Origin of the sequence: Candidatus Thiothrix phosphatis (genome assembly GCF_035668035.1) — a bacterium.
GTDB lineage: Bacteria > Pseudomonadota > Gammaproteobacteria > Thiotrichales > Thiotrichaceae > Thiothrix > Thiothrix phosphatis.
The window spans coordinates 29451-50433 of the sequence record NZ_JAYMYJ010000137.1; the positions used below are offsets into that span (position 1 = coordinate 29451).

Genomic DNA, 20983 nt, shown 5'->3' on the forward strand with positions numbered 1-20983 from the left:
GGCTGAAACCAATGCAGGGGCGCAACGTTTTGCACCCCTGACAGTTGTGTGACCCTTTAGCGCAATTCCTTTGGCAGCACGAACGACACGTTCTCGCTGATGCCGGAATCCTGCGTTTTCACTTGCGCGCCGCGTTTTTGCAAATGGGCGACCACCCCGTCCACCAGCACTTCCGGGGCGGAGGCGCCCGCCGTGACGCCGATATTCCGCTTGCCTTGCAGCCATTCATCGCGGATGTCTTCCGCGCCATCGATCAGGTAGGCGGGCGTGCCGCGCTTTTCGGCAATTTCCCGCAACCGGTTGGAGTTGGAGCTGTTGGGGGAGCCGACCACCAGCACTAGGTCGCTTTCGTCCGCCAGCCGCTTGAGCGCATCCTGGCGGTTCTGGGTGGCGTAGCAGATGTCGTCCTTCTTCGGGCCGAGGATGGCGGGGAATTTTGTGCGCAAGGTGTCGATCACAATGGAGGCGTCATCCACTGACAAGGTGGTCTGGGTCACAAAGGCCAGTTTGCCCGGATTGCGCACCTCCAGTTGCGCCACTTCTTCCGGGGAATCGACCCGGTAGATGGCACCGCCACCTGCCACGTCGTATTGCCCCATGGTGCCTTCCACTTCAGGGTGGTTCTTGTGGCCGATCAGGATGGTTTCACGCCCTTCGCGGCTGTAACGGGTCACTTCCAGGTGCACCTTGGTCACCAGCGGGCAGGTGGCGTCGAACACCTTCAGGCCACGCCGCCTGGCTTCTTCCTGCACGGCGCGGGAAACCCCGTGGGCGCTGAAAATCACGGTGGCGCCGTCCGGAACCTCGTCCAGTTCCTGCACAAACACCGCGCCCTTGTCGCGCAGGTTGTTGACCACAAAACGGTTGTGCACGACTTCATGGCGCACGTACACCGGCGCGCCCAGCACTTCCAGCGCCCGGTCGACGATTTCGATGGCGCGGTCAACACCGGCGCAAAAGCCGCGCGGATTGGCGAGTATGGCTTGCATGAGGATTCCGTCCGGTTACAGCAGGAACGCCAACTTATCCCATCCAACAGGATGGCGCAAATGCAGCGCCGTTTGGCCGGGAAATGAACGGATTCCAGCCATCACTATAAATTAAGGGTTGCTCCTTATTCGCTTTACTGTCACGACACTGTAAGATAAGCACACCTCGAGTGTTTAAAATATAAGCGAGTCATAGATGCTCCATGCTCATCTCTCTCCCGGGCCGCTGCCATCCCGCATGCAACTGGCGGCGGATGGCAAACTCAAACATTTCCTGACCGTTGAAGGCCTGCCGCCGCTGTTGCTGGAAGAAATCCTCAAGCGCGCTGAACAATTCGTCACTTTGCCCAATAAGCAGCAGAAAAAAGCCCCGTTGCTGCGTGGCAAGACGGTCATGAACCTGTTTTTCGAAAATTCCACCCGCACCCGCGTCACCTTCGAAATCGCCGCCCAACGGTTGGGCGCGGATGTCACCAATTTGGACATCCGCACCTCCTCCACCTCCAAGGGCGAGACCTTGCTGGATACGGTGCGCAACCTGGAGGCGATGAACGCCGACATGTTCGTGGTGCGGCATGAACACGCAGGCGCTGCGCATTTCATCGCCCGTTACTGCGCGCCGCACATCAGCGTGCTGAACGCGGGCGACGGGCGCCATTCCCACCCCACCCAGGCGATGTTGGACATGTTCACCATCCGCCAGAAAAAGGGCAGTTTCCAGCCGCTGAAAGTCGCCATCGTCGGCGATGTGCTGCATTCGCGGGTGGCGCGTTCGCAAATCCACGCACTGACCACGCTGGCGACTGGCGAAGTGCGGGTGGTCGCCCCCAAGACCCTGATCCCCGCCGGAGTGGAAAAAATGGGCGTGAACGTGTTCCACCACATGGAAGAGGGCATTGCCGACGTGGATGTGGTCATCATGTTGCGCCTGCAACGCGAACGCATGCAGAGCGCGCTGCTGCCATCCGAACGCGAATTTTTCAAGCTTTACGGCCTGACCGAGGAACGCATGCAGCTTGCCAAGCCTGACGCCATTGTGATGCACCCCGGCCCGATCAACCGAGGGGTGGAAATCGATTCGCGGGTGGCGGATGGCCCCCAGTCCGTCATCCTGGAGCAGGTCACCAACGGCATCGCCGTGCGCATGGCGGTCATGTCCATGATCATGGGGCCACTGGCGGGAGGCACGGCATGAGCTTACTGATCCGCAACGCCCGCATTATCGACCCCGCCAGCGGCCTGGACGGCCAGCGCAACTTGTTGGTCAACAATGGCCAGATCGCCGCCCTGACCGAAGCCAACGCCGCCATCTCCGCCGATGAGGAAATTGACGCCAGCGGCCTGTGGCTGTTCCCCGGCGCGGTTGACCTCGCCGCCTGGCTGCGCGAACCGGGCCTTGACCACAAAGCCACCCTGCAAAGCGAAACCCTCGCCGCTGCCGCTAGCGGCGTCACCACGCTCTGCTACCAGCCGGAACCGGGCGCCAATTTCGACAGCGCCGCCCAGGTCAAGCTGATTGACGACCTCAACCGCAAGCAGCGTTTTGCCAATGTCGAAGTGCTGGGCAACCTGACCAAGGGGCTGAAAGGCGAATATCTCAGCAACATGGCCAGCCTCAAGCGGGCGGGCTGTGTCGGCGTCACCAACAGCCAGCAACCGTTCCACAGCCTGCAAACCCTGCGGCGGGCGATGGAATACGCCGCCACCCACGACCTGACCGTGTTCATCTACCCGCTGGAGCATGCGCTGGCGGCGGGCGGCTACATGCACGAAGGCGAAGTCTCCACCCGGCTGGGTCTCCCGGCCATTCCGTCGGCGGCGGAAACCGTGGCGGTGGCGCAAACCCTGGCGCTCGCCAGCCACACCGGCGCGCGGGTGCATTTCTGCCGCCTGTCGGCCAAATTGAGCGTGCGCCTGATCCGTCAGGCTAAGGAAAGCGACCTGGACATCAGCGCCGATGTCGCCGCCCACCAGCTGTTCCTCACCGACATGGACGTTTCCGATTTCAACCCGCTTTGCCACGTCATGCCGCCGCTGCGCTCCGCCCGCGACCAGGATGCATTGCGCGAAGGGCTGGCCGACGGCACCATCGACGCCATTTGCTCCGACCATCAGCCGCACGAAGTGGATGCCAAACTGGCGCCGTTCCAGCAGACCGCGCCGGGCATTTCCGCGCTGGAAACGCTGTTGCCGCTGACCCTGCGGCTGGTGGAGGAAAAAGTCCTCAGCCTGCCGGAAGCCCTGCGCAAGATCACTGCCACCCCGGCGCGCATTATCAGCAGCAAGGCTGGCTGCATCAGCGTGGGCGCGCCTGCCGACCTGGTGCTGTTCGACCCGGACGAATTATGGGAGTTGGACTTGAACCGCATGTACAGCGACGGCAAGAATTCGCCATTTGGCGGCTGGAATTTCAACGGCGCGGTCAAACGCACCTTGCTGGCAGGGAAGACCGTCTTCCGTGTTTGACATCGCCCTCTACCAGCCGGAAATCCCCCCCAACACCGGCAATATCATGCGCCTGTGCGCCAACACTGGCTGCCGCCTGCACCTGATCCATCCGCTGGGTTTTTCGCTGGATGAAAAACAGGTGCGGCGCGCCGGGCTGGATTACCGCGATCTGGCGGTGGTGCAGGAACACGACAGTTTCGCCGCCTTCAACCTCTCTATGCAGGAGCGGCGTGTGTTCGCCCTCAGCACCAAGGCTGGCCGCGCCTACAGCGAGACGGCTTTCCAGCCCGGCGATGTGCTGCTGTTCGGCCCGGAAACCCGTGGCCTGCCGGAAGCCTTGCTGCTGGGCCTGCCGGACGAATTGAAACTGCGTGTGCCGATGCTGCCGGACAGCCGCAGCCTCAACCTGTCGAACACTGTGGCGGTGGTGGCGTATGAGGCGTTGCGCCAACAGGGTTTTCCGGACTTGCGGTAGGTTTCTGTCAGGGCTGGCGGCTGCACAAACTTTCCATCACCTTTCCATCGGTATTCAGCTGTTCCTGCACAAATCGTCTTGGCTCAGGCTCATCAGCGCCGCATGTCGTTGTGGCTGGATGTGAAGGTTGTGCTGCTGTCGTTCGCGGTGAATCTTTTTGGTAAACGCCGGGTCAGGCAGCTATTGCTAAACAACAGTCAGTTCCGTAATTGACGGTCATGCAGCTTTGCCAGCAGGGTCAGGGCGACGATAGCACCAAGCAGCGCCAGCGCCATGTCCGACTGTGTATCCCACACATAGCCCTGTGTTCCCAGAAATGCTTCGGCGGAAGTGCCGGAAAGTTCCGCCACCAGCCATTCAATCAGCTCGTAGAAGGCGCTGAGGGCAAGACAAAAGCAGACGATAAAAAAGTTCATCCACCCACGCCCGTTAAACACCTGTTTGCGGATGGCAATTTCGCGGGCAATCAGCGCAGGCACGAAACCCTGCACAAAATGCCCCACCTTGTCGTAATTGTTACGCTCGAAACCGAACCAGCCCTTGAAATAGTCGAACAGCGGCACTTCGGCATACGTGTAATGCCCGCCGACCATCAGGATGATGCAATGAAGCAGGATCAGCCCGTACACCAGCGGCGTCAGCGGAAAAGAACGGCGGGTGAACGCCAGCACCATCAAACCGATCAGGGCAGGCGCGACTTCCAGAATCCAGGTGAAATAATCTTTCGGGTTGATGCCTGACCAGATCAGGACGGCGAAAAACAGGCTCAACCACAGTGCTTGCATCATCAATCATTTCCTCAAAATATCCCTCAAGTCTGCATATCCGCTGCAAACCTGCCACTCATAATGCCAGTTGAGGCCATATAACGAAAAGGGGGAACAGAACCATGCGCATATTTTCACGTTTCATGCTCATCTTCATGCTGGGGTTACTGGCCATGGCGGTCTGGTATGCCAACGAAATCCGGCTTGCCCGTGAGCAAACGCCCACTCTGGTAGCTGCCGCGTTTGAGCAGTATGGGGCAGAACTGACACCTGCGGCGCTTTCCCCTGAGCGCAGGGCCATGTTGCTGGCGGTTGAAGACCCTGCGTTTCTGGCCCATCACGGCGTTGACCTCACCACGCCTGGCGCGGGCATGACCACCATCACCCAGGGCTTGGTAAAACTGCTGTATTTCCCGGAAGGTTTTCACCCCGGTATTGCCAAAATCCGCCAAACCCTGATCGCCCAATACGCGCTGGATGCCTTGACCAGCAAAAACACACAATTGTTGTTGTTCCTCAACATGTCGTATCTGGGCAATGCGGATGGCAAGGGGGGTATATGGTTTCGCCAATGCTGCCCGCACCTATTACGGCAAGGAATTCGCTGCTCTCAGTGACGATGAATTCATGTCTTTGGTCGGAATGTTGATCAGCCCCAACCATTTCAGGCCAGGTTCACCCGCCAGCGCCGAACGGGTGCAGCGCATTTCCGCTTACCTCAAGGGCGAGATTCAACCTGCCAGTCTGCTTGATGTGGAATATGTCGGAAAAACGCAAGGCTCACCAACCGAAGAAATGTTGGTAATGCTGCTTCGGCTAGTGACAGATGCAAAGCCTGAAACAATCGCCTACGGGCAGTAGGCAACAAAGTGACGTTGGCACGGGCGCTTGCGCCTGATGCGCAATCCCAGCAAGATCCATTATAGATAAAAAATCTTGAATAAAATTCTTTTAATGCCATGCGGGTTATGATAGATTTCTGAACAAGTAAATGAACCTTGCATTTTGAATAGTGGATCGCTATTCACGCATAGAGCCTCGCAAAGCATCATCAGCTTGCTCTTTACTAAGGCGGGGACTGCCTACTAGTGCGAATTGCATTGGGTTTCTAGGAAACCAATATCGCACTAGTAGGCGTCCCCGCATCGAGTGTAGCAAGCTGATCTTCTGCCTGAACGAAGGTCATTTACCTCTCAAAATAGCCGACTTCGCGTCGGCTATTTATTTAAATAAAAACGTCAAATGCTCAAAGGGGACGCAGATGAGCCAACTGACGCGCCAACAGCTCTACGACCAGATCAAGGCGAGCTCCAAGGATGAGTACATCCTCAGCGAGATGAAACGCCTGGGCTACTGGAAAGAGGCGGAGCAACCCACGCTGGCCGAATCCCTCATTCAGCGCCGGGGTGAATTGCAGCGCCAGATCAATGCGCTTTCTTCCCAGGCGTCAGACCCTGCCGCCGCCTTGAAAGCCATCCATCAAGAACGCATGGCGGCAGCCCGCCAACAGCGCATCGACACCAAGGTCAAACGCGAAACGGCACGCTACCAACGGGCGTTGGCGTGGCATGAACGCCGTCAGCAACACATCCACTATCTGGGCGACGCCGCCGGATTCCGGCCATCCGCCACTGCGGATGTTGCGGATGTGGAACGCCTGCGCAGCCTGAACCTGCCGGTGTTGTCCAACGCCGCTGAATTGGCGGCAGCCATGGGCGTCACCCTGAATGAACTGCGCTTCCTGACCTACAGCAACCAGGTGGCGCGCATTTGCCATTACCAGCATTTCGCCATCCAGAAAAAATCCGGCGGTGTGCGCCAGATTTCCGCGCCCATGCCGCGCCTGAAACGGCTGCAATACTGGGTGCTGGACAATATCCTGCAACCGCTGGAGCTGACCGAACAGGCGCATGGCTTCGTCAGGGGGCGCAGCATCGTCAGCAACGCCCGTCCGCATGTAGGGCAAAAAGTCGTCATCAACATGGATTTGCAGGACTTTTTCCCCACCGTGACTTACCCGCGCATTTTGGGGACATTCGCCCAACTGGGGTATAACCGGGAAGTGGCCACATTGCTGGCGCTGCTGTGTTCCGAACCGGACACCCAAATGGTGGAAATGGACGGGAAACGTTACTACCTGAACCAATCCACCCGGCGTTTGCCGCAAGGCGCGCCCACCAGCCCAGCCCTGAGCAATGTGATCTGCCGCCGCCTTGACCGGCGCTTGCAGGGGCTGGCGCACAAACATGGCTTCACCTACACCCGCTATGCGGATGACCTGACGTTTTCCGGGGACAACACCGCAGCGATCCGCGCCTTGTTGCATTGGGCAAGGGCAACTGTGACGGAGGAAGGCTTCAACCCGCATCCCGACAAGACCCGCATCATGCAGCAGGGACGGCGGCAGGAAGTGACCGGGATTGTGGTCAACCAGCAGTTGTCGCTGGAGCGCCAGGAGCTGAAGCGTTTCCGCGCCCTATTGTTCCAGATCGAAAAAGACGGTTACGCGGGCAAATCCTGGGGCAATGGCTTCAACCTGCTGGCCAGCATCAAAAGCTATGGGCATTACGTGCGGATGGTGCATCCGGAAAAAGGCGAGCGTTTCCTGGCGCAGATCGCCGCCATCCAGCAAAAGCATGGCAAGCCGGACGGAAACGGGCGCGCTTGGGGGCGCACGACGGATACGTTCCGCACCCGTTCCGCCCAGGGGCAAGCGCCGCTGGAAGGCTTGCGGGTCGCGCCGGTGCAGCCTGCGCCGCCACTGGAACAACTGATCCAGCACCGCGATGTGCTGCCGCAAGTGCAGGCGGCGCTGGGTTTGCAGCCGGTTGCAGAGGCCGCTTCGACGGACATTTCCCCTTCGGCTAGTGCGGAGGGGCAGGCTGCTGGCGAATCTTCCGGCGGCTTGGTCAACACACTCCTGTCCTTTTTGCGGAGGTGACAAGCATGCAACTGACCCGGCGCACAACCCTGCGTTTTCAGGAAGGCTCTTCCGACAAAGTCTATGAAGTCGACATCGTGGCGGTGGACGGCGGCCATCTGGTGAATTTCCGTTACGGGCGTTCCGGCAAGGCGCTGACCGAAGGCTGCAAGACCGCCAGTCCGGTGGCCTTGCCGCAAGCCGAAAAGGTCGCCAACAGCCTGCTGGTCAGCAAAATGAACAAAGGCTACCAGGTGCTGATGGGCTATGACCCGGTCAGTGGTGAAACGGTGGGTGCGCTTACCGCCGCCGCCAGCAACGCCGCCCCGCGCAAAGGCAAGCAGACGCAACAGCGCGAACAGCGTATCCGCGAACGCCTGTCCCAATTCGCGGAGGGCAAGCAGGACGCTGGCGGGCTGATCGAAGGTTTCAGCCTGACCCGCAGCCTCTGGAAGGCCGGGGAATTGCGCATTCCCGAATTGTCCCCGGCGTTGCAGGCGGTGCTGGAGCATCCGCCGGGAGTCACCCGCGCCGACCCGATGTTCTATTACGCGCTGGCCTGGGCCGCTGGGCGCAGCCGCGACGCCGCCGTCCTGCCGTTACTGGACCAGATCAAGGATAAGGTTCCGGCGCACCTTTACCAGTTCGCCTGTTTGCAGGCTGGGCGGGGAGTGCAGGAATGCCTGCCGGAGCCGGAAGAGGCTTTGGATGTCGCCGCTGTGGTCAGCGCCATCCAGTCATTTGACCATTACGCCGCCATGTCATTTAACGTCCTGACGGAAAAGGATCACGCCTATATCCAGCATGTGCTGCACTGGCATGGGCTGACGGACGCTGTGCGGCAAGCGTTGGAACGCACGGTGCTGGGCGACGCTGACCAGGATTGCCTACAACTGCATTTTTCTGCGGAAGACTACGCGAAAATCAGCGCCGGGAAGGCTGCGTTCCCGGCATTGCAGCCCGCCATCCTGGATGTGTTGCGCTACCACTATAATGCGTTGCTCGATAATGAGGCGCAGAAATATGCCAGCGATTTTGCGCTTTACACCGAGTTGCTCACCCAGATCAATCTGGAACAAGCGCTGGATAACAGCTACTACATTGAGCGCGCACGGGAAGGCAATCTCCGGTACATGTGGGACAGTGCTGCCCGCAACCTGAAAAACGCCCTGAAAGCCACCGGCAAGGTCAAGGACATCAATAGCCTGTGGCAGCGGGTGATCAATTACTACAACTTGCAGTCCAGCAAACAGTCGGCAGTGTCCGCAGAGCGTTTGCAGCAATGTTATGCGGTTTTGCGGGAGCAGCAGGCTTACGATGAAGTGGTCAACCAACGTGTGCCCACGCTGCGTGCCGATGGTTACTTTTACCGCTATCAGCAGGATTTCAGCCCGGAACTGGAAAGCCGATACGACACTTCTTTGGCTTACCACATAAAACGGCTGTTCAATGACCGCTTCGCCGCGTTGCGGCAGGAGGCGCTCAAACCGCGTGGGCGTCTGTTGGAACAATACGACCGGCATGTGACGGCATTGTATGCGCGTGCCAGCGTCCAGCCAGAATACCGCGAGGCGGCGCTGGAAGCCATCCGGCTCGCGCCGGTGAACCAGTCGTTCACGGCGGCTTTCCGCAAGCTCTACAAGATGGCGGAATTCCTGGATGACTTCCCGGCGCTGGCGGTGCTGAACCACCGGATCGAGACAACGCCGGATGAAGGCAAGCGCCAGCCGTGGCGTGATGAAAACCCTGCGTTCACCCAGCAGAGCCGCCGTTACCTGCGGCGGCGCACGGTGCGGCTGTTGCGCAAACTGGGGAAATTCGCCCCGCCTGCTTACCTGCAACTGGCGCAGGCAATCCTGCTGTTGGTGGATGACGCCTCCCCAGCCGCGCAACGCAGCGCCAAAAAGCAGTTGGTGTATTTCCCGCAATTGGCGGCGGCCAACTTTATCCTGCATCGCCATAGCCATGTGTATGAGCAGGACTTCAAGGGCGATTGGGCGTTGTATGAAAACCGGGGCAGTGAAGCCAGCCAGCCGGAAGCTTTCGCCAGCGCATGGGCCTATGCCGGGCCGGAACTGCTGACGCTGTTGCTGCAATGCAAGGCGGCGGTGGTCAATGATTTCGCCTTGCGCCGGTTGCAGCCGCAAACTGCCTTTTTGCAGGAGCAGCCGCGCGCTGTGTGGCTGCAATTGTTGCTGCGCCCTTACGAAAACACCGCGACGCTGGCGGTGGGGCAATTGGCCGGGAGCCTGCACGAGCTGGAAGTGATGCACGCGGTGCTGCGGGCGCAGTTCCCCAGCGTGCGCCAGCATGCGTTGCGCCAATTGACCGCTGACCATTTCCAGCAAAACCGGGCATTGCTGCCGCTGTTGCTGCTGTCTGAATACGATGACGTTTATCAGTTGGCGAAAGATTACCTGTACACGGCGCAGGCGGATTATCCGGCGCTGGCCACCACCTTGCTGGAAGGCTTATTGGCGGCGGATGAAAACCGGCGCGTGCTGCTGCCGCGCCTGCAATGGCTGCTGACCCAGCCCTTGCATGCGCAGGTGGCGCTGGCACAGTTGCAGGCGTTGCTGGCACATCCGGAAGCTGGCGTGCAGCATTTGGGGGCTATCCTGCTGGCGGATTCGGATTACGCCTTTGAGGCATTGGGGGATTGCTTCGCGCTGATGGCCGCCTCCGCATTCGAGGAAGTGCGGGCGGGCGCGGTGGCGTTGCTGGCGAAACTGGATGACGCCGGTAAGCGCCGTTATCTGGATTTGCTGTGCAATGCCCTAACGGACACGGCAGCTTACCCGCAGCAGGCCGCGTTGCAGGTATTGCGGGAAGTGGCTGACCCTGGCCTTCAGCAAGCGGTGTTTGCGCACATCCTGCCGGTGTTGTTCCGGGCCGAGCCGGTGGAGGGTTACAGCGACGCCATGCTGGCTATCGTGCAGGCGCTGGCGGCAATGCACCGGACGGTGGATGCGGATGTGCTGTGGCGTTTGTTGGCCGCCCGCAGCAAATTGGCGGAACGGGCGGGCGCCATCCTGCTGGGCGCGCAGCCGGATAGCATTTTCTCCATCAAGCAATGGGCAATACTGACGAAAAACCCAACTTTGCAGGTGCGCAACACGGCGATGCAGGCGTTGCAGGCGTTGCAGGCCAACCGTGCGCAGGTGGCGGAGCAGTTTGCAGAAGCGGTGCGGATACTGGATAACCGCTGGGATGACACCCGCGCGTCCGCGATCGCTTTCTTCCGGGGCTTCCCGGATGACTTCTGGAGCAGTGAGCGGGTGGTGGCGGTGTGCGACAATGTTTACGCTGACGTGCAGCAGTTCGGGCGCGACTTGGTCTTGCGCAGTTTTGCGCAGGGGGCGGGCGAACAGTATTTGCTGCAATTGAGCCAGCATCCCGCCAATGGGGTGCAGTTGTTCGTGTCCCATTTCCTGGAGCAGCACGCGGGCGGCAAACCGGCAGTGATTTTGGCGCTGGCGGGTTATTTCCGGACAATGCTGTCGCTGGTGAACCGTGGCCGTTTGCTCAAGGATCGCGTCATTGCCTTCCTGTTCAAGGCGGCGGCGGAAGATGAGCAAGTGGCGCGCATGGTGGCGGATCTGTTCACTGACCAGTCGTTGAGCACGGTGATTGCGGACAAATCCCGCTATATCAGGACACTGTTTGAATTGCATAACCGCTACGGCATTGAGCAGACGCCGATCAAAGTGGTTGCGCCGCCGGTGAGGGCTTTCTGATGGAGTTTTCCAGACACTATAACGGCGCTTCACAAGTCGCCAGCAATGGGCGTGAAACCAATATGACGTTTGCGCCGGACACCCTGCGCGACCCGACCTTCTTTGTGGCGGATCTGGCGCAGCACATCCCGTTCCGCGAAGCCATGTCCGCGCTGCATCAGGTGGTCGTGTCCGACATGGCTTACCAGCCGAAGGACAAAACCGATTACAAGGCGTGGCTCAAAACGCAGGAAGATTTGTTCCTGGCGGAAGCCGCCGCCCGGCAGGGTGAGATCAAGGCGCAGTTGGAGGCTTTGCGCCGGGAACTGCGCACGGTGCAAAACGCAGAGCAGGCGACGCTGGCACCGTTTTATCAGGCGCGTTCCCGCTATTTCCAGTACCTGTACAAGCACGACATTGATGCGTGGTTTGTGCTCGACCCGGTGATCAGCGTGCATCCGGACAGCATTTTCTTTGAATGCTTTTCGCAGGATGAATCTAGCTACGGCAAGCTCAGTTGCAGTTACGAGGTGTTCCAGCACATCAGCGAGCACGCGTATGGCACGACCAATATCGACTATTCGCATGAGCTGTATCAGGAATTCCAGAAAATCCGCGATTACAAGCGCACCCAATTCGTGGTCGACCCGTCCGGTTTCGCGGTGAAAACCCAACTCAGCGATGATTTCAAAGAGGAAAAGATCGATTTGCCGGATAGTTGGGTGCGCGGTTTCCTGCAAGTCAGCTCTGCCATGAGCCTGCCGTTTGCACAGTTCGACCTGCATCCGGTGGATATGTACAACATCCTGCTGTTCTTGCGGCGGCATAAGGAAAAGAGCGGGCCGCGTTCGCTGCGCTTTCGCCTGACGCCAGACCAGCCGGTGGAAGTGCGGTTTGACCCGTGGGGGGAGGTGCTGACGTGTCCGCGCAGCCTTTACCATGGCGGCAAGGCGGAGGAAATCCGCATCTGGGGGCGGCGGCGGCTGTTCATCCTGGAGCGCCTGTTGCCGATCGCCAAGCGTTTCCGCATCAGTTTGCTGGGGTCGGGGCTACCCAGCTTCTGGATAGCGGATATGGGCGGCATGAGTTTCACCCTGGGCTTGTCCGGTTGGAGCGCCAACGATTTTTCGCGCATGGGCAATTTTGACCTGATGGCCCCGCGTGGCGAGGTCGACAGCGCCACCGCCGAACGGGTGTTCGCCGCGTTGCAGACCACCTGGGTGGAAAGCGCGGAGGCGTTGGCGCTGCGGTTGGGGCTGGACAGCCTGACGGTGAAGTCCGCACTGGGGATTTATTCGCAATACGGGCGGGTGCTGTATGACATGGAGCGGGATGTGTACCGCCTGCGTGAACTCAGCAAAGACCCGTTGCCAATGGAGCAGTTGCGGTTCGGCAATGAACGCGAAGCCCGGGCTGACAATTTCCGCAAGGCCGGTCTGGTGACGGGTCTGGCGCAGGAGGAACAGCAGGATGGCCGCGTGCGCATCCGTGGCGAAGTGATGGACAACGCCCGCGCCTATCAGCCGGAGATTACGCTGGATGCGGACCAACGTCTGGTGGACGCCGCTTGCCAGTGCCATTTCCACCTTCAGAACCAGCTGAAGCAAGGGCCGTGTGAACACATGCTGGCCTTGCGGCTGGAGGCTGCCTCCCTGCAACGTTAGCGATGCCGTGTCAACTACCGGAATGCCCTGATTTCATACCGTGTATTCGCTGGAAGTGCTGAATGCGTCAGCGGCTTCCAGTATACTCGCTGATTTTCAGACATAAACCTAACGCAGATGATGTCGCATGGCTAATTACGACCTTTCCACTTTTCAGGGGCTGATTCAGGCGCTCCAGGACTACTGGGCGCAGCATGGCTGCGTCATCATGCAACCGTATGACATGGAAATGGGCGCGGGCACCTTCCACCCGGCGACCTTCCTGCGCGCAATTGGCCCTGAGCCGTGGCGCGCCGCCTATGTGCAGCCTTCCCGCCGCCCCACCGATGGCCGTTACGGCGAAAACCCCAACCGCTTGCAGCACTATTACCAGTTCCAGGTGTTGCTGAAGCCGTCGCCGGACAACATCCAGGATCTGTACCTCGGCTCGCTGAAAATGCTGGGATTCGACCCGTTGGTGCACGACATCCGCTTCGTTGAGGACAATTGGGAATCCCCCACCCTGGGTGCCTGGGGTTTGGGCTGGGAAGTGTGGCTGAACGGCATGGAAGTCACCCAGTTCACCTACTTCCAGCAGGTCGGCGGGCTGGATTGCCGCCCGGTCAGCGGGGAAATCACCTACGGCCTGGAACGTCTGGCCATGTACATGCAGGGCGTGGAAAGCCTTTACGACCTGGTCTGGACCAAAGGCCCGCAGGGCGTGGTGACCTACGGCAACGTATACCACCAGAATGAGGTCGAGCAGTCCACCTACAACTTCGAATACGCCAGTGTGGAAGACCTGTTCCACACCTTCGACGTGTGCGAACGCGAAAGCCAGCGCCTGATCGAGGTGGGTTTGCCCTTGCCTGCTTATGAGCAGATGTTGCGCGCCTCGCACACCTTCAACCTGCTGGATGCGCGCAAGGCCATTTCCGTCACTGAGCGTCAGCGCTTCATCCTGCGTGTGCGCACCCTGTCCCGCGCCATTGCCGAAGCCTATTACAACGCCCGCGAAGCCCTCGGCTTTCCCATGTTGCAAACAGAAGACAAGGCGGCCTGATCATGATCGACTTACTGGTAGAAATCGGCACCGAAGAACTGCCGCCCAAAGCCCTGAAAAAACTGTCTGAAGCCTTTACCGACGGCATTGTGGCCGGTCTGCAAGATGCTGGCCTGCAAGCGCATGGCGTCTTCCCTTACGCCGCCCCGCGCCGCCTCGCCGTGTGGCTGCAAGGCGTACCGGTACGGCAGGAAGACCAGACCATTGAGCGCAAGGGGCCGGCGGTGCAGGCCGCGTTCGACAAGGACGGCAACCCGAGCAAGGCGGCGGAAGGTTTCGCCCGTTCCTGTGGGGTGGCGTTCGCCGCGCTGCAACGGGTGGAAACCGACAAGGGCGCTTGGCTGGTGTTCCGCCAGCAGCAGCAAGGGCAGGACACCGCCGACCTGTTCCCCGCCATCGTGGAAAAATCCCTCGCTGGCCTGCCCATCCCGAAACGGATGCGCTGGGGCAGTGGTGCGGCTGAATTCGTGCGCCCGGTACATTGGGTCGTGATGCTGGCGGATGACGCCATCGCTGACGCCAAGGTGATTGACGCGGAGATCCTTTCCATCCGCACGGGCCGTCATAGCTATGGGCACCGCTTCCACGCGCCCGCCCCGCTGGAAATCGCCAAGCCCTCCACTTACGCCGAGCAGTTGGGTGGGGCTTATGTCATCGCCCGCTTCGCCGCCCGCCGCGAAATGATCCAGCGCAAGGTGGAGGCGTTGGCGGCTGAACTGGGCGGCAAGGCCATCATGCCGGAAGGGCTGCTGGACGAAGTCACTGCGCTGGTGGAATGGCCGGTGCCGGTCGCAGGCCGTTTCGAGGAGCGGTTCCTGGATGTGCCGCAGGAAGCCTTGATTTCCACTATGCAGGATAACCAGAAATATTTCGCGCTGGTGGACGCCGACGGCAAACTGATGCCGCGCTTCATCACCATCGCCAATATCGAAAGCAACGATGTGGCGCAGATTTCCGCTGGTAATGAACGGGTCATCCGCCCGCGTTTCAGCGACGCCGAATTTTTCTGGAACCAGGACAAGAAGCAACCGCTGGAAAACCGCCGCGAACAGCTCAAGAGCATGGTGTTCCAGCAGAAACTGGGCACGCTGTACGACAAATCCGGGCGGGTGGCGCAACTGGCCGCCACCATCGCCAACCAGTTGGGGGTCGACGAAAAGCTGGCGGTGCGCGCCGCCGAACTCGCCAAGTGCGATCTGGTGACCAGCATGGTGTTTGAATTCACCGAATTGCAGGGCGCGATGGGCCGTTACTACGCCCAGCATGACGGCGAGCCTGCCGAAGTCGCCACCGCGATGGAAGAGCAGTACATGCCGCGTTTCGCCGGTGACGAACTGCCTTCCACCGCCACCGGCCGCATTCTGGCGCTGGCGGAACGCCTCGACACGCTGGCCGGGATTTTCGGCATCGGCCAGAAACCGACCGGGGCGAAAGACCCGTTCGCCCTGCGCCGCGCTGCCCTCGGCGTCCTGCGCATCCTGATTGAACAGCAACTGCCGCTGGATCTGGCGGATTTGCTCGACAAGGCCGCTGATGGCCTGACGCCGCAGCTTGGCAAAAAGCCGGATACGCAGGAGGCGCTGGATTACATCCTCGACCGCCTGCGCGCCTACTACCAGGAACAGGGCATCGGCGCGAGTTTGGTGGATGCGGTCGCTTCCCTCAAACCCACCCAGCCATTGGATTTCGACCGCCGGGTGAAAGCCGTGGCCGCCTTCCGCGCCTTGACCGCCGCCGAAAGCCTGGCTGCCGCCAACAAGCGCATCAGCAATATCCTCAAGAAAGTCGAAGGCGTGCTGCCGGAAACGGTCAATGCTTCCCTGTTGCAGGTGGAGGCGGAAAAGGTGCTGGCGGCGGCTGTACAGGCGCAGCAGGGCAAGGTTCTCCCGCTGTTTGCCGCCGGGGCGTATGAGGATGCGCTGTTGTCATTGGCGGAACTGCGCGAGCCAGTAGACCGTTTCTTCGATGATGTGATGGTCATGGCGGATGATGCAGCGCTGAAAAACAACCGCATTGCGCTGCTCAACCAGATGCGCGGGCTGTTCCTGCGCGTGGCGGATTTGTCCGTCCTGTAAACTTTAGCGGAACTCTGCCGTCGGGGTGCGCACCGCATCCAGGCGGTAGGGGGACGGGTCAAGGCAGGGTTTGTTCCCCAGTATCCGGTCCACCAGCAATTGCACGGACGCCAGCCCCAGCACCACGCCGTTGCGGTAGTGTCCGGCATTCACATACAGCCCGGCGATGTCCGGATGTTCGTCGATATAAGGCACGCCATTGGGGGAGCCGGGGCGCAGGCCGCTCCAGTGGTTGGGGATCGGCAAATCCCGCAGGGCTGGCATGATGGCGTAAGCGGCGGCTTTCAGCTCTGCGTGCGCGGCGGCGGTGGTGTGCTTGTCAAAGCCGCGCATTTCCACCGTGGAGCCGCACAGGATACGCCCGTCCTTGCGTGGAATCAGATAACGCCCCTGGCTCAACACGATGCGTTGCAGCAGGCCACGCGGCCCACGGAACAGGATCATTTGCCCCAATACCGGGCGGACATCCACCTTCAGCGCCTGCATTTCCGGAAATAACCCTGTCCATGCGCCGGTCGTGAGGATCACGTTGTCAGCATGGAAAACCTCATCCCCCAGGCGCACCCCGGTGACGCGCCCATTGGCGGTTTCCAGCCCGGTGACGGGGTAGTGCTCGGCGATTGTTACGGGTAACAGGCGCAGGCTGGTGCGCAGCGCGTGGGCGATGCGTGGATTGCGCACTTGCCCCAGTTCCGGGAAAAACAGGCCACTGCGGAAGCTGTCCGCCAGTTGCGGCTCACAGGTTGCCAAGGCTTCCGCTGTCGTCAAATGTTGCAGTCCATAACCCCAGGTCTGCGCCCACTCCTGCGCGGCGGGGTATTCTTCATCTTCGGCAAACAGCAGGCCGGAGCGTATCCACTGTGGGTCGACGCCGGTTTCTTCGCGCAGGGTTGCGCACAGGGTCGGGTAATGCTGCTGGCTGTAACGGGCAAGTTGTGAAACGGCTGCCGGGTAACGCCACGGATACAGCGGCGAAACGATGCCGCCTCCCGCCCAGGTGGATTCACTGCCAAGCTCGCCCTGGTCAATGATCATGACCTTGAGACCGGCTTTATGCAGGGAACGGGCGGTCAGCATGCCCAACAGGCCACCGCCGACAATAATTGCGTCTTTCATTCGACATCTCAGCAACAGGGGGGCTTAAAGTATACGGAGACGCAGCAGGGGCATCCAGCCATGCCGCGCCCTATCTTTGGAAAATCCTGGGTCTGGCACCGTTTCCATCAATTTTATCAGCGCAGGGTTGCGGTGACATCGCCAATCATGTCTATCAAGTGCTTGGACGAGATGACACCGATCACCGCATCCTGGTCAGCGTTGCCGCTTCTGCTGATCAGCGCGATGTCCCGCTTCTCCTGGTAAAACTGCGCAATGGCCGCTGTCAGGGTCGTGCCTGGACGCAGGACGACGAAATGTTTTTTCTTCAGGGATTGCACCGGAACTTCGTGGTCAAGGTGGCTGCTGTGCAAGTCCACCACGCCGACCACCTTGCCGCCTTCGGTAATGCAGGCGAAATCCTTGTCGCTGGCGGTCATGTCCTGCTCTGACAAAAAGACGATATTGCGGGAAGCTATATCGTTGATCACGACGTGTGAGCCCAGGTCGGCGACCAGTTCTTCGGGGATCATCTGCCCACGCCGGTTCAGCTTCAGGGTGTAAATGTCGCCTTTCATGAAATGGCGGCGCAATGCATAAGCGACGCTGACAGCCGTCATGATGGGCAGGATGGCGTTATAGTCCCGCGTCATTTCATAGACGATGATGGCGGCGGTCAGTGGGGCGCTGGTTGTGCCCGACACCATGGCGGCCATACCCGTCACCGCGAAGACGACCGGATTGACGCCGCTGCCTGGGAACAGCAGGGTGACAAGGTTCCCAAACAAAGCCCCCAGCACTGCGCCCAGGAACAGGGACGGTGAAAAGACGCCGCCAGAGCCGCCGGAGCCGATGGTCAGGCCGGTGGCCAACACTTTCGCCGCCAGTAGGAACAGCAGGAAGCCAGGATGGCTGATGACGTTGGTCAGGGTGTCCTGGATCGTGGCGTAACCGACCCCCTGGACGTAGTAATGGCCGAATTGGAGGTAAATGCTGTAGAACATGGCGCCCAGCAGCAGCGTGCCAATCATGTGCCGCACGTAAGCGTTGACGGGGATTTTTTCAAACAGGTCTTCCGCGAAATAGATGCTGCGGATGAAAACCATTGAAAACAGGCCAATGATGGCACCCAGCGGGATGGCCAGCAGGGAAATCAGCACCCCTTTGCTGGTGTCGGCCCCAAACAGCGCAGGGATGTAGAACGCAGGCTCATCACCAATCAGGTAGTGCCCTACGTTGGCGGAAATGACCGCTGCGATGGCGACTGGGAGGACAGTCCTGCTGTTGATCGACACCAGCAGCAGTTCAATCGAAAACAGGATGCCGCCCAGCGGCGCGTTGAAGGTGGCGGCGATCCCAGAACTGGCGCCGCAGGCGATCAGCAGGTTGCGCTGGCTGACGCTGACCTTGGCCAGCCTGCCGACAAAGGAGCTGAGGGCAGCGGAAATCTGGATAATGGGCCCTTCCCGCCCCAGCGAACCGCCGGTGCCGATAGTAATGGCGGAAGCCAGCGCCTTGACGATGCTGACATTGCCCGGAATCAAGCCACGTTTGTGGTAAATGGCGCTCATCACTTCCGGCACGCCATGCCCTTTGGCTTCAGGGGCAAAGTTGCGGATGAGGAAAACGACAACCAAGCCGCCGAGGACAGGCGCGAAAATGATCATCCAGCCCAGATAGGAGGCAGGCGTGTGAATATTGGCATCGTATTGCGTAGAGAATTGCCCCAGAAAGGCGGCGTTATGGATGATGGCGATGAGGAGACGGAACAGCCATGAAAAAATGCCAGCGAGGACGCCAATGGCGATGGCGATGAGGCAGAGTGCGCCCAGGCTTCTGGAGATCAGCTTTGAATTGTCCAACGGTTTACCTCAGTGTCCACAAGATTTAGGTGGGGCTCCTTGTTGTTGGGAAGGCTCTGCGGCCTTCTTTCTGAGGCGGCCCACCATAACACAGGATGGCGGCGATTTCGAGGCGGGGTGGCGGCACGTTTTATTGGGGGGTGTGCTCGCCCAGCAATGGGCTGTCATGGGCGGAGAGGTAAGCGTCATCAATGGTTTGGCTGATGCGTTGGACGCAACTGCGGCAGTCGCCTGAGCGGCAGTGGCCAGCCAGGACGCCGAATGTCGCCCAGCCACCAAGGGATTGGAAGCCTGTCTGGGTTCCCGCCATGCGGATGAATTTGCCCTGCCGGAAATAATGCAGGCAGGGGATGCTGCGAAACGGGTCTGGGAAGCTTGATTCCTGGTCAATGGCTTCCTTCAGGATGACGTTGGCCAATTCCCAGTTGCGCAGGGCGCACAGGCCCACCGCCAGCAGGCGGGAACAGGTGGCGTCAAAGGCGCTGCTTTGGCGGGCGGTCTGGATTTCGACTTCGGTGATTTCCGTATCCCCCCGGTGCTGGCATTCCAGCGCAAAGATGCAATGGGCCAACGCATTGTCCGGGTTCAGCTCCAGGGCTTGCAGGCACAATTGCCGCCACCTGCCGAGCACGCCTGCCTTGCCGGGGACATTCAGCAGCAGCGCATACAGGCACAGGATGGCGAAGTGCAGATAGGCGAGGGCGTCATCATGGTAAAGCTGGGTGCGCTCTTCGCAGGCTTGCAGGAACGCCTGGAAGCTGTTGCGGGAAAGGTCTTCCTGCACGAAATGGACATGGGTGGCCAGCACCCGGTAGTGGGCGGGGATGGTGGCCTGCCCGCGCCAGTACCGGCTCCAGTAAGCCAGCGCCACGCCTTGGTTGAGGCTGAAGGCTTCCTGCACCAGATGGGTGTAAATCCTGTCCAGTTGTTTGGGGGAGTAAAGCAGGGGCAGTGCAAAGTCGCTGGACCAGACGGTTTCCCCTGTCCTGGCATGCAACAGCGTTTGCCTGACGGTGAAGGTGCGGCCATCCTTCTGGACTGAGGAGCGTAGGATGAATTCAGCGCGATGCTGCACGCGGGCGTATTCCAGTTCATCCTGGCCGATAGGTAAGGAGGCGTGGTCTGCCAGCGCAATCCGCACCTCATGCAGGCGCCCCAACGCCACCGGCAGGCCGGAGATCAGGTTGTAAACCAAGTTGCGGGTGGCGTTGTCCGGGATTCCGGCAGGGTCTTGGCAGCTGATATAGATTCGCGGCCCCACGGACTGGATGCTTTTGACATCCAGTTCCAGCAACGGCTCCTGCCGCTGATGCTCGGGTTGCGTCACCAACTCCTTGAAAACAGGCTCGTAACTGCCCACCGGCAACTGGATATGCAGCGTGCTGCCCCGGCCCTCGGTGGCGTAGTATTCTTCCAGCAGCTTGCGGACTCGGCCTGCTTCTACCCGCACGGCAGGGTTTTCAGTGGGGCAGTAATCGGTGGAGCGCCCCAATGCTTCAACCGCGATGCCGTATTGGGTGATTTTATCCCCCCTTCCCGCCAATTTCTCGGCAATAATATAGGCCAAAAAATTGCTTGCCTGTTTTTTGTTCTCGAATATACGGCTGGTAAGCAGCCGTTTTAGTTCCAGACGGATATTATCCTTATCAACCATACTGCGTGCTTGTCGTTGAATGGACGTGTAATAGGGGGAACCACAGGTCTTTGTCAAGCCCAAATCCAGCCGGTTGGCAGAGAGCGTGTAACGGGTCTCTGCACGGATTTTCATAAAATAAAAATATGGTGACGTTCCTGTCTGAGTGTAAATCCCTATTGCAAGCTACTATACCGCAATATATTTTTTGAACAAGTCTTAATCAGAATTATTTTAGGCAGGTTAATCTATTGGGAAATCCCCCGGCTTTGCCGGGGAGACGTGCATAGTTTGACA

15 protein-coding genes are annotated in these 20983 nt (G+C 59.8%); 10 read left to right on the top strand and 5 right to left on the bottom strand.

Annotation, left to right across the window (positions count from 1 at the left end; genetic code table 11):
• Positions 1-56: 56 nt before the first annotated feature.
• Entirely contained in the window at positions 57-989 is a 933-nt protein-coding gene (gene ispH / locus VSS37_RS16250) for a 4-hydroxy-3-methylbut-2-enyl diphosphate reductase (RefSeq protein ID WP_324696896.1), read from the bottom strand.
• Positions 990-1185: 196 nt separating this feature from the next.
• On the opposite strand from ispH, the gene VSS37_RS16255 reads away from it, so the two are divergent.
• Genes VSS37_RS16255 through VSS37_RS16265 form a run of 3 tightly spaced genes read left to right on the top strand, consistent with a single transcriptional unit; the run spans position 1186 to position 3912 of the window.
• The gene (locus VSS37_RS16255; RefSeq protein ID WP_324696898.1) at positions 1186-2184 is read left to right on the top strand and encodes an aspartate carbamoyltransferase catalytic subunit; all 999 of its coding nucleotides are present in this window, start codon (positions 1186-1188) and stop codon (positions 2182-2184) included.
• Positions 2181-3455, top strand: coding sequence for a dihydroorotase (locus VSS37_RS16260; protein ID WP_324696900.1), 1275 nt, complete (start codon positions 2181-2183; stop codon positions 3453-3455). The genes VSS37_RS16255 and VSS37_RS16260 overlap by 4 nt, the downstream gene beginning before the upstream one ends.
• Positions 3448-3912 (top strand): tRNA (cytidine(34)-2'-O)-methyltransferase, encoded by a 465-nt coding sequence (locus VSS37_RS16265; protein ID WP_324696901.1) that lies wholly within the window; start codon positions 3448-3450, stop codon positions 3910-3912. Before VSS37_RS16260 ends, VSS37_RS16265 begins: the two co-directional genes overlap by 8 nt.
• A gap of 197 nt (positions 3913-4109) precedes the next feature.
• On the opposite strand, the gene VSS37_RS16270 is transcribed toward VSS37_RS16265, so the two are convergent.
• A complete protein-coding gene (locus VSS37_RS16270; protein ID WP_324696902.1) occupies positions 4110-4700 on the bottom strand; it encodes a DUF2238 domain-containing protein in 591 nt (196 codons plus the stop codon).
• A gap of 101 nt (positions 4701-4801) precedes the next feature.
• Between VSS37_RS16270 and VSS37_RS16275 the strand changes: the two genes are divergently transcribed.
• The 7 genes from VSS37_RS16275 to glyS all read left to right on the top strand — a co-directional run bounded on the left by VSS37_RS16275 (position 4802) and on the right by glyS (position 16096).
• Positions 4802-5296 carry a transglycosylase domain-containing protein gene (locus VSS37_RS16275; protein WP_324696903.1) on the top strand — a complete coding sequence of 165 codons (495 nt, stop codon included), beginning with the start codon at positions 4802-4804 and terminating at the stop codon, positions 5294-5296.
• Positions 5223-5540, top strand: coding sequence for a transglycosylase domain-containing protein (locus tag VSS37_RS16280; protein ID WP_324696905.1), 318 nt, complete (start codon positions 5223-5225; stop codon positions 5538-5540). The genes VSS37_RS16275 and VSS37_RS16280 overlap by 74 nt, the downstream gene beginning before the upstream one ends.
• 400 nt (positions 5541-5940) lie before the next feature.
• A complete protein-coding gene (locus VSS37_RS16285) occupies positions 5941-7620 on the top strand; it encodes a reverse transcriptase family protein (protein ID WP_324696906.1) in 1680 nt (559 codons plus the stop codon).
• Between the two features lie 5 nt (positions 7621-7625).
• Positions 7626-11336, top strand: a complete 3711-nt coding sequence (locus VSS37_RS16290; RefSeq protein ID WP_324696907.1) for a hypothetical protein — start codon at positions 7626-7628, stop codon at positions 11334-11336.
• Complete coding sequence (locus VSS37_RS16295; RefSeq protein WP_324696909.1) at positions 11336-12979, top strand: hypothetical protein; 1644 nt, start codon at positions 11336-11338, stop codon at positions 12977-12979. The genes VSS37_RS16290 and VSS37_RS16295 overlap by 1 nt, the downstream gene beginning before the upstream one ends.
• 127 nt (positions 12980-13106) lie before the next feature.
• Positions 13107-14021 (top strand): glycine--tRNA ligase subunit alpha, encoded by a 915-nt coding sequence (gene glyQ / locus VSS37_RS16300; protein WP_324696911.1) that lies wholly within the window; start codon positions 13107-13109, stop codon positions 14019-14021.
• Positions 14022-14023: 2 nt separating this feature from the next.
• Complete coding sequence (gene glyS / locus VSS37_RS16305; RefSeq protein ID WP_324696913.1) at positions 14024-16096, top strand: glycine--tRNA ligase subunit beta; 2073 nt, start codon at positions 14024-14026, stop codon at positions 16094-16096.
• Positions 16097-16099: 3 nt separating this feature from the next.
• Here glyS and thiO read toward each other — a convergent pair whose 3' ends face one another.
• The 3 genes from thiO to VSS37_RS16320 all read right to left on the bottom strand — a co-directional run bounded on the left by thiO (position 16100) and on the right by VSS37_RS16320 (position 20707).
• Positions 16100-17212, bottom strand: coding sequence for a glycine oxidase ThiO (thiO, locus tag VSS37_RS16310; RefSeq protein WP_324696914.1), 1113 nt, complete (start codon positions 17210-17212; stop codon positions 16100-16102).
• 116 nt (positions 17213-17328) lie between these two features.
• A complete protein-coding gene (locus VSS37_RS16315; RefSeq protein ID WP_324696915.1) occupies positions 17329-19053 on the bottom strand; it encodes a chloride channel protein in 1725 nt (574 codons plus the stop codon).
• A 130-nt stretch (positions 19054-19183) separates the two neighbouring features.
• Complete coding sequence (locus VSS37_RS16320; protein ID WP_324696917.1) at positions 19184-20707, bottom strand: hypothetical protein; 1524 nt, start codon at positions 20705-20707, stop codon at positions 19184-19186.
• Between the last annotated feature and the right edge of the window lie 276 nt (positions 20708-20983).